Here is a 13,508-nt window from a genome sequence, read left to right as displayed (position 1 = left end):
GGCACCCGGTTTTCTGTTTTTCCCGCGCCGTTTTTTAATTGCGGGGCCCGGTTGCCCCCGCCGGGCCCCCGGGGCTTGTTTTTTTGGCGCGGGCGGGGTGTCGGGGGCGGAGGGGTGCGGGCGGGTCGGGGCGATGGCCTTGGCCCGGCGGATCTTGTCCCCCAGATCGTCGAGCGTCTCGGCGGTGCAGGTCTGGCGCAGTTTCGGGAAGAGGTTGGTCTCCTCGTCCTGGACGTGGGTGGACACCTCTTCCATGAGCGGCTGCAGCAGCTGGTTCATCTGGGGGGCGTCGGCGTCCGTCTTCTCCAGCTGCCTGAGGATCTTCTCGACCCGGCCGTGGTCGGCGAGTTCCTTGTCCGCGAGCTGGTCGCCGCCCTCGATGTACTCGCGCACCGCCGCGTACAGGTATTCCTCCTCGGCGACCGAGTGACGCACCAGCTCGATGGTGACCTCGTCCACGAGATCACGCAGTTGCTGTGCTCCGTCGGGCATCGACTCGATCCGGCCGAACATCTCCTCGACCTCGCGGTGGTCGGTCATCAGCTCCTCGATGACATCTCCGCCGTGTCCCATCGCGCATTCCGCCTCTCGTTGGTCGCTGTCGGGGCTGGGCTCCCGCCCCGCCCGACAGTCATCCCCCCAGCCGGGCAGCGAAGTGAACCTCGCGCGTGCGCCTCACCCAGTCGGTGGGCACCGTCCATGCGACGACAGGCCAGATCCCGGCAATCGGCAGAGCGCGTCAAACCGGCGTGCACCGGCAGGAGCGACACCCGCCACACTCCATGCCAGCGCGGTCACTGCCGGCAGGCCGGGTATGACGGTGCGGGCTGTGGGTAACAGGGGCGAGGTGTGGCCGATGTGACGACTGAAAAGAGGGGGAGGCTCCCGATGCTGATGGCACACCCTGCGGTCCTGTGGAACCTGGTTGAGCAGTACGACGCGCTGCGGATCCTGCATGCCGAGGACGGCAGCCAGGAAGTCCGTCGGCGCATGGACGACGTCGCTTACACATTGTGTGTGTCCACTGGCACCCGCGACATCGACGCCGCTCTCATCGCCGCCCGGTACCAGTTGCCCGGCGCCCGCCCACACGACGATTCCCTCGTTCCCGCCTGAATTTCTACACGTGCCTGCCAAGCAGTGCGTGGACCGGGCCGCCGCTCCCCGGCGCCCGTCGGGAGTTCTCGGACGCTGGCTGGTGTGACGTGGCGTCTGCCGCAGGGTGCCGTCGGCCCCTGCGGGCCCGGACCAGACCGGATGCTGTTGCTACATCCGGGACTCTGCGTGACGACGGCCTGCACGACCCGTTGGGGTCGTGCAGGCCGTCGTCGTGTTCGGAGTGGGGCCGTGTCATGGGTCGGCGCATTTGTTGTTCGAGGCGTGGCCGTGCTCATCGACGCACAGTTGGTTGCTGGTCCCGGAGGCTCTGACTCGGGCGCGGGCTATGGTCTCGGCGTGATGGCAGAGGGTGACGAGGACGGGTTGCTGGCTGATGTGCGCCGGACGCTTGTACGGGCTGGTTTCGATCTGGCGTCGTCCGAGAAGGACGCGGACGGGCTGCGGGTCCGTCGGGAGGCGGATGCGGTGGTCGTGACGTGGGAGCCCGGGTCCGAGCTGGATCCTGGAGGTCTGCATCACTCGGATCATGAGGGGATGCGTTTGGCGTTGCGTCACGCGCTGACGCTGATCCTGGCGCAGACCGGGCATGCGGTGCGGGTCGACCGCGACACGGGTGAGGTGCGGGTCAGGCCACTTCTCTGAGGTCTGGTGCCCTGGCCCGGGGTGTGAGGTCGTGCCGCAGGGTGTGGGCTGTCCGATGGCGGCGACTCGGGGGGCGGGGGTTGGGACAACAGCCCCCGGCGGGTCCTTCGTCACCTCGGTGGCGGAGGACCTGGGCGGGTTGGATGGAGATGGTGTGCCATGGTGTCGGCGGGCCGGGGCAGGATGGAGTAAGTACTGTTCCCGTCCTCAGGAGAGGTTATGGCTTCTGTGGGTGATCACTCGTCTCCCGCTGACCAGGCGGCGGCTGACAAGATCGCCCGGCTCAGCGAGGAGAACGCGCAGATGCAGCAGGCGGTCGCGTCGCACGCGGTGATCGATCAGGCGATCGGGGTGCTGGTCGCGGTGTGGCAGGTGCCGCCCGTCGACGGCTGGCAGGTGCTGCGGGAGGTGTCCCAGTCCTTGAACATCAAACTCCACGCTGTGGCAGCGGAGGTCGTGGACTGGCCGCTGGGACGGCCGATGTCGCAGCCCGTCGCCCGGGAACTGGAGGTCCGTGTGGAACGCTGGCGACGTGGAACGCCGCGACCGGGCTCGGCGGCCGAGGGCGAATTCGGTGCTGGGTGCGAGGGGGCGGCATGAGGGCGGCCGTCAGAATTCGTGGTGGTGCGGCCATGAGGCAGGTGTGAGGGCTCTGTGACCTCTTGGTGGGACTGCTGACCGTCAGTGCCGCGAGGATCAATCGCGTTGAGCCTCGCGGGAGGGCGGCTGTCCGCTCCTGCGCGAGTCCCGGCGGGTGATGCGCCGGATCATCGGGGTGATGGCGGCCCAGGTGATGAGCGATTCCGAGTGCTGGACGAGCCGTTCGTAGGCGCGCATGCCGGCGGGCGTGCATGCCCCAGGCGTGTGAGCGTTCGACGCCTCAGCGCCGGGGCAGCACGAGGAACCCGGGGACGTTCTTTGGGCGGCTGACGGGCTTATCGTCAGGTTCAGGCAGGTCTTCGCCGAAGTCATGTGCTGTCCGGCATAGGGGAGTCGGCCCAGACGATGGTGATTTCGGGGTGCATCAGCCGCAGCCGGAAGAGGACTTGCCTGGCCGCGTCGCGGTCGGTCATGTCGGGCGGGGTGACCATAACGAACAGCGGCAGGCCGGCCCGCGACTACGAAACCCTCCCCGCCCGCTCCGAAGCCATGATCCACCTCGTCATGACCGACCTCATCCTTTGAGGTCTTGGATGCTCGCGTGCTGGGGAGGTGTCGACCACGGATGGTTGGCACCTGGTCCCATGATCACAAGGGCGCGGCGGGGGCGGGGCAGGGCTGCGGGCCGTGCCTTCTGCACGACCCGCGGGTTGCCGCCTGCCTGGCGGGCAGGCCGGCGGAGGGATCGCGGCGTGCGTATTCCGGCGCAGGGGTACTCGTCGGACCGACAGCGGTGGATGGCATCGCGACACCTGCGGAAAGGGGACACGACATGGCGCAGCACGTGCGTGACATCATGACCGACACACCGGTGTCCGTGGAGACCGGTGCTTTGGTCACCGATGTGGCGCGGCTGATGCGTGACGAGGACATCGGCATCGTCCTGGTCACACGAGAAGAGCACCTGCGCGGACTGGTGAGCGACCGGGACCTGGTGGTGCGCGCTCTCGCGGAGGGCACGGATCCCCAGCACATGACCGTGGCTGATCTGTGCAGCGAGGAACTGGTCACCGTCACCCCCGACGACGATCTCGACCGCGCCGTGGAGTTGATGCGGGAGCACTCCATTCGCCGTCTCCCGGTCGTCGAGGGCGATGAGCCGGTCGGCGTCATCTCGCTCGGCGACCTGGCGATCGAGCGCGACCGGAAATCGGCGCTCGGCGACATCAGCTCGGCCAGGCCGAATACGTGACAGGCATGCTCGGGAAGAGATGACCCGACAGAAGGGAAAGGCCGGAGGGGCGTTGTCACCGCACCTTCGGCCCTGTCACGCGCAGTGCCGTGCGGCGGAGGCGGCGACGATCGACGCGCAGACGGTGAGGCCCGCGGTGACGGGTACCCGGCAGCCGCATGCGGTGACCGGCACCGCCCGGAGGTGGAAGGGGCCTGTCATGGTCCAGCGTGTGCGCGACGTGATGGCCGATGTGCCTGTGACCGTGCAGGTGCAGGTGCAGGACACGGTGGCATCGGTGGCCCGGCTGATGCGCGACACGGGTGTCGGGGTGGTCCTGGTGACGGAGGGCGATCAGCTGAGGGGACTGGTGAGCGACCGCGACCTGGTGGTCCGCGCTATCGCGGACGGGACGGATCCCGAGCACACGACCGTGGCCTGAGCGGTGGGCGAAGACCTGGTCACCGTCGGCGCGGACCAGGAGGTCGATCAGGCAGCCAGCGTGATGCACGAGCACGCGGGCCGGCGCCTTCCGGTCGTCGACGCGGACGGCACGCCCGTCGGCGTGGTGTCCCTCTGCTACCTGGCCGCTGAAGAGGGCCCGGAAGCCTGGCACTCTCGCATCGTGGCACCGACGCCGGATCTTCATCGGGAGCCGGGGCCCGGCTGGAGGCGCTCCCGGTCCGTCGGTCTCGGTTCGGCGCGGACCACAGGACACGCGATTCGTTCCGCGACGCGCCCCGCTGCTGGTGTCGTACGTGCGGGAGCGGGGTGAGCTGTGAGTTCCGGCGATTTTGGATCTAGACGATCAAGGCCACCACCATCGCGACCAGACCGATCGCGATCAGCAGCACCACCAGCGTGATCAGGACGAGCGGCATAGGCCCCCATCCCTTGCGCAGCTCGGGTGGCTCCGGGTGGGAGATGCCGGAGATACCGGTTTCGGCGGGCGGGGTCTCACCGGGGGGTACGCCGCCGCCGGGTTCGAGTCCCGGAGTGCGTTTCGGCTCGGGATCGGGGCTGGTCATGACGCCCGCTCCTCTCGGCTCTGGACGAGCTGGGGCTGGTGTGCCCGGCAGGGCCGGGCACACCGTGACCGGTGTGTGCAAGGGCGGAGCGGCACCGGGAGTGACTCTTGATCCGCCTTGATAGGCCCCGGTGTCCGACGCCCGACAGCGCGGTGCCGGAGCGTCGTCGACGGCGCCGCAGATTCGATGCACCTGAGCCCCGACCGGCAAGCGGTGGTAGTCGGTGATCAGGAGCTGGCCGTGGCGGCGTGTCATTGTCCTCATCTCCCCAACGGCAGGGGAGGCGGTCCGGGTTTCCGGTTCCGCGGCCGGGAAACTGGGTTCACGGCCACGGGAGTGGAGTAGTGCGGCGCTCAGTGATCCCGGTGTGAGGTGGACGCGCGGGCGGACGGCGCGACAGGTGCGTGCGAAGAACTGCTGATGGCGACGGCACCGGCGCGGGAGGCCGGAGAAGGGCGGCCGCCTCGAGCCGTTCCGGAGGCGGTCGCTGAACTCACCACCGGCCTGCTCGCGTGGGGTGACAGGCTCCGCTGAGCGCCGCGTGAGGCCCTGCGGCGGCGGGAGCGCTGCTCGTCGAGTTGGTCCTCGATGGCGCCGCAGATTCGATGCACCTGCGCCCCGACCGCACGTGATCGTGGCCGGGGACAAAAGTTGGCACGCTCCCGTTCTTGCGCCCGGGGGCGGGGTACCCGTCTCACTTCGGTGGCGCCGGTCGTCGCATGCGAGGCACCGGTGGTACGTGACGCCGGGCATATCACCCGAATGGCCTATCGCTCTGACGGTCCGGCGCGCTGTGTCCCCCCGTTCGGCCCAAGCTGGAGGCGGATCCGCTGCCGTTCCCGTGATCACTGCTGTGCCCCGGGAGGCGCCATGGTCGTCGTGGTGGGCCTGCTCGTTCCAGTGATGCTCCTGGCTGTGGTGTTGGCGCTGAGTCTGTACGAGGATCTCTTGTTCCCTCCGCCACCGGCGCCCCAGGCGGAGCCGGAAACGGCACACCCGGATGCCCCCGGCTTGTGAGTGGGACCCGGGGCAGCCGTACGTGGTCCCGACAGTGCCGTCGTGCCCCGCATGATCCACGACCGTAGGCGCTCAACCACCCAGGGCAGTGAACGCCCTGAAACCGCTGGCGTCCGGCGCGACTGCTGGGACGTCCACCGGCATGCCGATGGCGGAGAGCTGCTCGATGGGCTCAGGGGTGAGTGTCGCGACGTGGGTGTGTTGCTTGCCGATCCAGGCGCCGCATTTGATGTCCTGCGACTCCTGGGCATTTCCGTCACCGCCGACGGCGATTGCCTCGACGTGCCTGCGGGGTACCCGCAGGTGCCATTCGCGTTCGTAGAACTGCTGGGCCGCCGCGAGGTTGATAGCCGATCTGTCGGCCTGCGTACGGCGCGGGCGCGGCTTCTCGTCGTTGGCGGGCGGGTTCGAGTGCTCGACCGGATGGCTGGCATCGTGGGTATCGACCGTGGCTTCCCTGTTGGGACGTCTCGATCGTGAACTGCTCTGTCGTGTCTGCACCTTTCGCCTCAGGGGCCGTTGACATTCTCGCCCGTTAGGTCTAGGACAAAAGGCGTAAAGCGCACATATCTATGTGCTTCTGGGTCGGTGGCTCTCAGCGACCTACGTCAGAACTCCCTAACTGTGCGGCACGGGGAGGAGGTGAACTGATGAGCGACACCGAACAGGCCCCCCAGGAACCCGAACCGACCGCACCGGCAGGCGAGGAGCCTGCGGGCGAGGCCGCAGAGGGCGGGGAGACGGAAGCTGCTTCGACTGGCGAGAGCACGGAATCCGAGACGGCTGCGACTGAAGGCGAAGCACCCCCAACCGAAGCGAGTACCGAGGCAGCGGAGGCTGCCCCTGCCGAGGATGAGGAGGCGTCCGAGGGCGAGTGAGGTCGCATCCTGGTAAGGCGATCATCATCACGGACATTGACGAACGGTGCCCTGTTCCGCACGGCCGGAGGAGAATGCGCCAGCTGCGACATTCGCCTCCGGCCTCCCCTTCGCCGCTGTCATGCGCAGGCTGTTTTGGGCGGTGGGAGGCCGGCGGTAGCCGACTCAGCGCCGTGGGAAGTTCGGTGCACGACGTTCGAGCCGGGAGCGCGTTGGGGGAGGGCACTCCGGTACGTTGACCGCTCTCCAACTGCACGTGCGCGTCAGCGGCTGTGAGAAGCGCGACGGTCAGTCGGCGGTGTCGGCGGGCTTCCTGGACAGCTCACCTGTCCGGCCGTCTTCGCGCTGTCACCGCAGTCGGGTCAATGGAGGAGACGGTGCCGCCTGCGACTGCTGCGGAAGCGCGTTGCTCCGTAGGCGAGGTCGGCGAGCAGAACGACGATGCCGATGATCAGGAGGTAGAAGAGACCGTGGGCGGCGACCCCGACGATCCCCAGGACGATCGCCACGATGATGAGGAGCAGGAACAGGCTCATCGGCCCTCCCGGTGACTCGCATGTTTGTCCTCCCCGCAGCGACATAGGGAGGCATGATCCGGGTTTCCGGTTCCTCGGCGGGGAAACTGGGGTTCATCCGCGGCAGTGGTGATCGGCGACCTTGGTGATCTTGATTTGAGTTGGGCGTGCGGTCGGTCCATGGTCGGCCAGCTGCCGACGGGCTACGTACAGGGATGTGTCCAGCGGGCGGGTGCGGTGAGTACACGCAGCGTGTGTAGGTCGCGTCCTCGAGCTGACACGCGACCCGCGGGCCGCCGCCGGATGCCACTGCCGCCCGAGGGTCTCGCACCGTTCGACCAGCTCCCGCAGGAGCGGAGGATACGCCGTCAGCATGGTGCCCGCCTCCGTCGGCGTCCGTTCAAACGCTGCTCCTTCACTCATTCCCGGACCACGTACGTCAGGGTGGCATTGCTTCCCCTCAGTGGCGCAGCTGTGCACGGTGGGCACTCCCGCAGCGGCGGCCCCGGGCGCGTGAGGCCCTGCGGCGGCCCCGGAGCGCCTTCCTTCGAGGTGGTCCTCGATGGCGCCGCAGATTCGATACACCGGAGCTCCGACCGCACGTGGTCGTGGTCGGTGGACAGAAGTTGGCACGGTCCCGTTCCTGCGCCTGGGGGCGGATACCCGTTTCTCTTCGGTGGCGCCGGTCGTCTCATGCGAGGGGCCAGTGGTACATGACGCCGGGCATGTCACCCAAATGGTCTATCGCTCTGACGGTCCGGCGCGCTGTGTTCCCCGGTTCGGCAGCAAGCTGGGGGCGGATCCGCTGCCGTTCCCGTGATCACTGCTGTGCCTCGGGAGGCGTGATGGTCGTCGTGGTCGCTCCAGCATCTACGACACCGGCTTCGTCGCCGGGCGCATGGTCTGCGTCGGCACGCAGAGGGGGAGCGACACCGGTACCACCGCGGTGTGCAACGGCGACTTCGGCGGCCCGCTCGTCGTGGGTGGCCGGCTCGCCGGAGTGGTCTCCTGGGGTGTCCCGGACTGCGTGGCGCAGGGCTACTCCAGCGTCTTCACCAAGGTGGGCCACTACGTCAGCTCCGCCTACGCCCAGATCGACGACACGAACCTGAGCACCTTCGACAGGAAGGCCGACGGCAGGGCCGACATCTTCGTCCGGGAATCCGCCACGAAGACCGGCTACGAGGAGGACTCCAGCGGCAGCTCCTTCGGTGCCCGCGCCTCCCGGGGCAACTGGGGCGGCGTCAACCTGGTCGTCCAGACGGACCTGGACCGGGACGGCCTCCAGGACCTGATCTGCCGGGTCGCCTCCACCGGTGACGTGTACCGGGAGCACTTCGTGCTCAACAGTGCCCGCACGGGCGGCTCCTGGACCGCCACGAAGATCTTCACCGGCTGGAAGACCCGCATCCGGATCATCGCGCCGGGCGACGTCACCGGCGACTACCTGCCCGACCTCCTGTCGGTGGACTCCGGCGGGACCATGTGGATCTACCCTGGCAAGGGCAACGGCACCTTCGGCTCCCGCTTCTCCGTCCGCACCGGCTGGAACCAGTACAACTCCGTGCGCGGTCGCGGCGACTTCACCGGTGACGGCAAGGCAGACCTGCTCGCCCGCCAGGCCGGCACCGGCGACCTGTACCTGTACAAGGCCACCGGCAAGACCGGCTCCGCGGCCTTCTCCTCCCGGATCAAGGTGCGCAGCGCCTGGACCGGCTACAACGCCTTCGACGCGGTCGGCGACATCAGCGGCGACGGCATCGCCGACTTCCTGGCCCGCGCCCCCGGCGGCACGCTCTACCTCTACAAGGGCACCGCCAAGGCGCGAGATCTTCGCCCCCGGGTATCGGTCGGCAACGGCTTCCAGTACTACGACATCTGGGGCTGAGAACCGCAGGTGAGCGAAACTCACCTCGGGATAACGGTCACGCACAGTGCCCACCGCGTGGAGCGGTGGGCACTGTGTTGTGCACTCCAGGCCCGAGTTCCCCGTCTGACCAGGGGGAGTGATGATGGTGCGGTGACGACCGCATCTGACCCGGGGGTGCGGATGGTGGCGCCGGCACCCTCTTTTGTTCCAAGGCACGGCTCCTGTGGCCAACGCCCCGCAGGCGAGCTGGTCGAGCGCCTGCGCCGTGTCACTGCCGGTGTCACGGACGAGTTCCAGACCGAGGCGGAGCGCGTCAGGCGGTCGCGTAGAGGCGTGTGGTGAATTCCGCGAGCTGGGTGTCAGTGAGGTTCTTGGCGAGGTTGGCCTCGCTGATCATGCCCACCAGCTGGTGACCGCCTTCGACATCGATCACCGGGAGGCGCTTGATCCGGTGCTGTTCCATGGTCTCCAAGACCTGGGTGGCGTCCGCTTCGGCGTCGATCCAGTGAATCTCGCCCTGCAGGGAACCAGCCTGCACCGTCGAGGGGTCGATGCCCTCGGCACAGCACTTGATGACGATGTCACGGTCGGTGATCATCCCCGTCAGCCTGTTGTTGTCACCGCATATGGGCAGCGCGCCGACCTTCAGATCGCGCATCATCCGCGCAGCGTCCTGCAACGACTGGTGCGCGCCGACGCATTGCACTCCGCCGGTCATGATGTCCCGGGCCCTGAGCTTGCCAGCCATGATTCCTCCCGCTATTCGCAGCGTTTATCTCAGGCGTGTTGGCCGCATGGCGACTATTTTTGATGACACCACGAATGGAGCAAGATCGCCTTCGGGGCTAGGGGCTCTCCAGTTGTGATCATTGGGCCGTCAGGAGGTTGCAGATCGGGCCTTTCCCCGTGATCGTGGACACCGGCCGTCATGCGGCGGTGGCCAGCGTAGTTGATCGCTGTTCGTAGGTGATCGGGCTGATCTGGCCGAGGCCGGAGTGCCGTCGGCGGGTGTTGTAGCGGGTCGCCCAGCGGAAGACCGCGAGGCGGGCCTCATTGGCCCCGTTCCACCGCTTGCGGCCCTGGAGCGTCTCGCGCTTCATGGTCGCGTTCAGACTCTCCGCGGCGGCGTTGTCCGCACTTGTGCCGACCGCGCCGCGCTATCTGGTGACGCCCAGCTCCGAGCAGACCTGGGCGAACTCCTTCGACACATATTGCGCCCCGTTGTCGCTGTGAAATATCGCCCCGCGCAGACCGTCCCCGCCGCGGGCCCTCGCTGCGGCCCTGAGCGCGCCGGTGACCAGCGCGGTCCGCATGTGGTCGGCGATGGACCAGCCCGTCAGGCGTTTCGAGCACAGGTCCAACACCGTTGCCAGATAAAGGAATTGGCCGTTGCCGATCGGGAGATAGGTGATGTCTCCCACGTACTTGGTGTTCGGCTCCTGGGCAGCAAAGTCCCGCTGGAGCAGGTCCGGCACCGGTGTCGCCGACGGCTCGGGAATGGTGGTGCGGACCTTCTTGCGCAGGTGCAGCCCGACGATGTGGAACTTGCGCATGACGCGCTCGACCCGCTTGTGATTGACCGGTCTCCTTCAGCTCGGCGGTGACGCGCGGAGCCTCATCGGTGCCGTCCGATTCCTGATGGATCCGGTTGATGTGCTCGGCGAGCTCGGCATCCGCCCTCGCCTGGCCGGCCCGCGCGGATGCGCCAGCCAGCCACCGGTAGAAGCCGGAACGCGAGACCGCGAGTATCCGGCACAGCCGCTTGACGCCGAAGGCGCCACGGTGATCCTCGACGAACTGGAAGCGGCTGCTCACCAACTGGTCTCCGCAAAATACTTCGCGGCCCTCCGCAGGATCTCCCGCTCGAGCTCGAGTTCCTTCACCCGCGCCCGCAGCTGCCGGTTCTCCATCTCCATCGCGGTGGCCTCCACCGCTGCGGGCCGGGGCGGCCTGCGCGACATCCCGCACCCACGTGCGGAGCGTCTCGTGGTTGACGCCCAGGTCCTTGGCCACCGACGCGTACGTCCCGCCCGGGCTGGCTTGGTACAGCGCGACGGCATCGGCCCGGAACTCAGGCGAGTACTTCGACGTCCCTAACGGGAACTCCTGTCCTATGGATCATCACGATCCAATGATCAGGGTGTCCACGCTCAAGGGGAAACGCCCCAGGACCTGGCAATTCCGCTTCACGCCGAAGTCGGCACGGTTCTCGGAGATGAAGTCCCAGCGGCGGGGCTCACTTCACCACCCGAGCGAAATAGGCGGCTGCCCGGCGCAAGATCTCCCGCTCCAGCTGCCACTCTTTCTCTCCTTCAGCAGCCGCTGGTTCTCGGCCCGCAGCCGGGCCGGCTCCTCGGCCGGACTCTGCACGCTGCTGTCTGACGGCTCGGGCGCGGACCGGACGCTGTCCTTGCGGACCCACGTGCGCAGCGTCTCCCCGGTGATCCCGAGATCCGCGGCCACCGCCACGTGCGTGCGCTTGCCGCCGGACGCGCGGTACAGCGCGACGGCGTCCTTCCGAAACTCCTCCGGATACGGAGACTGGCGTCCCACCTGGACATTCCTCCCTGGATCAGAATCCATTGTCAGGGTGTCCACTCCAAAGGATCAGCCTCAACCAGTGACTACCCCTCCGGTAGGACACGATCGCGGCGAACTGTGCGCCCGACTTCCACGGACGGAGGCGTACTTCCGCTCAGAGGGCAGAAGCCATCGTCGGCTTGCGACGGCGTGCCGATGCCGCGTCGAAGCCGTCTGGGCTCCTGGCGGTCACGGGGGCAGCGGAACCCGAGGCGGCCGCTGCGGGAGTCGGGCGCATGCCCCCGAGCGCTCCCGGAGCGAGGGCCTCGGGGATCGTGGGTTCGCCGTGTCGAGTGGTCGATGCCCCACCAGCCGGCACATCGGCACGTCGAGTGTGATCTCGCTTTTCGCCGACGGCGCTACGAGCACGACAGCTATCGCAAGCAGGACTCCAGTGAGTGGAATGAATCATGCCTTCTGATGCTATCTAGCGTCTTGACCGACTCCAGAAACGGCGTACGGTCATAAATGAGATTGCAAACCGTCCCCCCGAAGGCGCGCCCTCATGGACCGCACAGTTCCCCTAGAACCCCACCCGGGCGGAACCATCGCCGACGCGGCTCCTCCTGGTCCGCAGTGCTCAGCTCCTCCCCTTCCGTCCGGTGAACCCCTGGGCGTGACCTTGGAATCGTTCGTGGGCGGGCCGTGGTCCTTGCCGTGGTCGCCGTCCGCGTGTGTCCTGGCGAGGACTGCCATACGCGATGTGTTGCCGCAGTGGGGTCTGGGTGAGCTCGTCCCGACCGCCGAGCTGCTGGTCAGCGAGCTGGTGAGTAACGCATTGCGTCATGCTGCCGGTCCGCTGCGCCTCACCCTCGAGCGGGTATCCGATGTGCGCTGTCTGGTCAGCGACGGCTCTTCGCAAACTCCCCGCCTGACGCAGGCAGGTCCAGGGGATGAGCACGGCCGCGGGCTCACGCTGGTGGACATGTTGGCCGCACGGTGGGGCTGTGAGCACGGGCCCGTGGGTAAGAGCGTCTGGTTCGAGCTCTCTGCCGACGCGGACGCACCTGGCCTGGAAAGGAGGGGTGCCCGGGGCGGCCGGGATGCAGCCCCGGGCGAGACCCGCTTGGGCGCGCTGGACGTCGTGAACGGTGACAGAAAATGCCAGGCAGCGTGACAACCGTGACCAGCGCCGAGGAACCCATGGCCTTGGCCGCGACGCGGCTGCGCACGGCGGGCATGCGGGTGACCGCTCCGCGCATGGCCCTGCTGATGGCTGTCTCCGATTCGGCCGAACACCTGGTTGCCGACACCCTGCGTGACCGTGCGCAGCAGATCACGGGCCACCTGTCCCTGCAGGCCACCTACAACGTGCTGCGCGCCCTCACGGACGCCGGTCTGGTCCGGTGCACTCAGATCCCGGGTCACCCGGCCCGTTACGAGACCGAGCGCCACGACAACCACCACCACTTCGTGTGCCGTCGGTGCGGTGCGATCTGTGACGTGGAGTGTGCGGTGGGTGCGGCTCCGTGTATGGAGCCCCGGTTGCCGGAGGAGTACGACATCCAGGAGGCCGCAGTGACGTTCTGGGGCTTCTGTCCTGACTGCCGGGCTGCGGTCACAGCGTCCTGACGGCCAGGACCGCTTGGCCTGACGGTCAAGCGGCGGGGTGGTGGGCGTCCACGGGCACCGAGTTCTGGATGTGCAGCGCCCGCAGCTGAGCTCGTGCCTCCTCGAGGTCTCGTCAGAGGACGGCGGTCTGAGGTCACGGTGGCGCTGCCGGGACTGCGGGTTGACTTCGGCCCGGCGTGTGATTTCTACGTCGGACAGCGGTGTTTGGCTCTTGCACATCCTGGCCAGGACGTCGAGGATGCGCTGTCGGTGCGGCGGCGTCGCGCGGCCACGGCCCGCCCGGCGTCGAGCACAGCTGAACGAGCAGACCTGCTGTCTGAGGGGACTTCGCCGCCAGAGACCCTGCCCATGCTCATCAATGTACCGGTAGTTCGTTAAATCCGGTCGTGGTGCGGGTTGACGGCAGGTCGGGTTGGTCGTAGGCCGGTGGTAGGAGTCAACTGCCTTGCTGGGGGC

General features: G+C 67.8%; 16 protein-coding genes and 3 pseudogenes. 10 read left to right on the top strand and 9 right to left on the bottom strand.

What is annotated here, in order from left to right; translation table 11 throughout:
• Positions 1 to 573 (bottom strand): hemerythrin domain-containing protein (locus ACWGKT_RS47390; protein WP_453278642.1); only part of this gene is annotated, 573 nt, incomplete at its 3' end.
• Positions 574 to 888: 315 nt separating this feature from the next.
• Between ACWGKT_RS47390 and ACWGKT_RS47385 the strand changes: the two genes are divergently transcribed.
• From ACWGKT_RS47385 to ACWGKT_RS47375, 3 genes are all read left to right on the top strand, one after another.
• Positions 889 to 1,116 (top strand): DUF5133 domain-containing protein, encoded by a 228-nt coding sequence (locus ACWGKT_RS47385; protein WP_453278641.1) that lies wholly within the window; start codon positions 889 to 891, stop codon positions 1,114 to 1,116.
• Between the two features lie 264 nt (positions 1,117 to 1,380).
• Positions 1,381 to 1,761: a hypothetical protein gene (locus ACWGKT_RS47380; RefSeq protein ID WP_453278640.1), complete on the top strand. Its 381-nt coding sequence runs from the start codon at positions 1,381 to 1,383 to the stop codon at positions 1,759 to 1,761.
• 219 nt (positions 1,762 to 1,980) lie between these two features.
• On the top strand, positions 1,981 to 2,361 hold the full coding sequence (locus ACWGKT_RS47375) for an ANTAR domain-containing protein (protein WP_453278639.1): 381 nt from the start codon (positions 1,981 to 1,983) through the stop codon (positions 2,359 to 2,361).
• A 150-nt stretch (positions 2,362 to 2,511) separates the two neighbouring features.
• Here ACWGKT_RS47375 and ACWGKT_RS47370 read toward each other — a convergent pair.
• Positions 2,512 to 2,870: pseudogene (locus ACWGKT_RS47370) on the bottom strand (transposase); the annotation flags it as partial.
• Positions 2,871 to 3,193: 323 nt separating this feature from the next.
• Here ACWGKT_RS47370 and ACWGKT_RS47365 point away from each other — a divergent pair.
• Positions 3,194 to 3,613, top strand: a complete 420-nt coding sequence (locus ACWGKT_RS47365) for a CBS domain-containing protein (protein WP_356157638.1) — start codon at positions 3,194 to 3,196, stop codon at positions 3,611 to 3,613.
• Positions 3,614 to 3,688: 75 nt separating this feature from the next.
• On the opposite strand, the gene ACWGKT_RS47360 is transcribed toward ACWGKT_RS47365, so the two are convergent.
• Entirely contained in the window at positions 3,689 to 3,814 is a 126-nt protein-coding gene (locus tag ACWGKT_RS47360; RefSeq protein ID WP_356157631.1) for a hypothetical protein, read from the bottom strand.
• Here ACWGKT_RS47360 and ACWGKT_RS47355 point away from each other — a divergent pair.
• Entirely contained in the window at positions 3,813 to 4,034 is a 222-nt protein-coding gene (locus ACWGKT_RS47355) for a CBS domain-containing protein (RefSeq protein ID WP_453278638.1), read from the top strand. The two genes, ACWGKT_RS47360 and ACWGKT_RS47355, sit on opposite strands and share 2 nt — an antisense overlap.
• 3 nt (positions 4,035 to 4,037) lie before the next feature.
• Positions 4,038 to 4,367, top strand: coding sequence for a CBS domain-containing protein (locus tag ACWGKT_RS47350; protein ID WP_453278637.1), 330 nt, complete (start codon positions 4,038 to 4,040; stop codon positions 4,365 to 4,367).
• 25 nt (positions 4,368 to 4,392) lie between these two features.
• Here ACWGKT_RS47350 and ACWGKT_RS47345 read toward each other — a convergent pair whose 3' ends face one another.
• Together ACWGKT_RS47345 and ACWGKT_RS47340 are read right to left on the bottom strand one after the other, a co-directional pair.
• Complete coding sequence (locus tag ACWGKT_RS47345) at positions 4,393 to 4,620, bottom strand: DUF6480 family protein (protein WP_453278636.1); 228 nt, start codon at positions 4,618 to 4,620, stop codon at positions 4,393 to 4,395.
• A 1,089-nt stretch (positions 4,621 to 5,709) separates the two neighbouring features.
• Positions 5,710 to 6,138 carry a helicase associated domain-containing protein gene (locus ACWGKT_RS47340; protein ID WP_453278635.1) on the bottom strand — a complete coding sequence of 143 codons (429 nt, stop codon included), beginning with the start codon at positions 6,136 to 6,138 and terminating at the stop codon, positions 5,710 to 5,712.
• Between the two features lie 149 nt (positions 6,139 to 6,287).
• Between ACWGKT_RS47340 and ACWGKT_RS47335 the strand changes: the two genes are divergently transcribed.
• Positions 6,288 to 6,515, top strand: a complete 228-nt coding sequence (locus ACWGKT_RS47335) for a hypothetical protein (protein WP_453278634.1) — start codon at positions 6,288 to 6,290, stop codon at positions 6,513 to 6,515.
• 362 nt (positions 6,516 to 6,877) lie between these two features.
• Here ACWGKT_RS47335 and ACWGKT_RS47330 read toward each other — a convergent pair whose 3' ends face one another.
• Positions 6,878 to 7,051, bottom strand: coding sequence for a hypothetical protein (locus tag ACWGKT_RS47330; RefSeq protein ID WP_453278633.1), 174 nt, complete (start codon positions 7,049 to 7,051; stop codon positions 6,878 to 6,880).
• Positions 7,052 to 7,853: 802 nt separating this feature from the next.
• On the opposite strand from ACWGKT_RS47330, the gene ACWGKT_RS47325 reads away from it, so the two are divergent.
• Positions 7,854 to 8,918 carry an FG-GAP-like repeat-containing protein gene (locus ACWGKT_RS47325; RefSeq protein WP_453278643.1) on the top strand — a complete coding sequence of 355 codons (1,065 nt, stop codon included), beginning with the start codon at positions 7,854 to 7,856 and terminating at the stop codon, positions 8,916 to 8,918.
• Positions 8,919 to 9,213: 295 nt separating this feature from the next.
• Here ACWGKT_RS47325 and ACWGKT_RS47320 read toward each other — a convergent pair whose 3' ends face one another.
• The 3 genes and pseudogenes from ACWGKT_RS47320 to ACWGKT_RS47310 form a co-directional block, all read right to left on the bottom strand.
• Positions 9,214 to 9,648, bottom strand: a complete 435-nt coding sequence (locus tag ACWGKT_RS47320) for a CBS domain-containing protein (protein ID WP_356157635.1) — start codon at positions 9,646 to 9,648, stop codon at positions 9,214 to 9,216.
• A gap of 178 nt (positions 9,649 to 9,826) precedes the next feature.
• Positions 9,827 to 11,015: pseudogene (locus ACWGKT_RS47315) on the bottom strand (IS3 family transposase).
• A gap of 48 nt (positions 11,016 to 11,063) precedes the next feature.
• Positions 11,064 to 11,453, bottom strand: a pseudogene (locus ACWGKT_RS47310) (transposase); the annotation flags it as partial.
• Positions 11,454 to 11,985: 532 nt separating this feature from the next.
• Here ACWGKT_RS47310 and ACWGKT_RS47305 point away from each other — a divergent pair.
• Positions 11,986 to 12,597, top strand: coding sequence for an ATP-binding protein (locus tag ACWGKT_RS47305; protein ID WP_453278632.1), 612 nt, complete (start codon positions 11,986 to 11,988; stop codon positions 12,595 to 12,597).
• A 5-nt stretch (positions 12,598 to 12,602) separates the two neighbouring features.
• On the top strand, positions 12,603 to 13,052 hold the full coding sequence (locus ACWGKT_RS47300; RefSeq protein ID WP_453278631.1) for a Fur family transcriptional regulator: 450 nt from the start codon (positions 12,603 to 12,605) through the stop codon (positions 13,050 to 13,052).
• Positions 13,053 to 13,508 lie beyond the last annotated feature (456 nt).

The organism is Streptomyces sp. NPDC054794, assembly GCF_053611585.1.
This window is presented reverse-complemented; position numbering and strand designations above follow the sequence as displayed.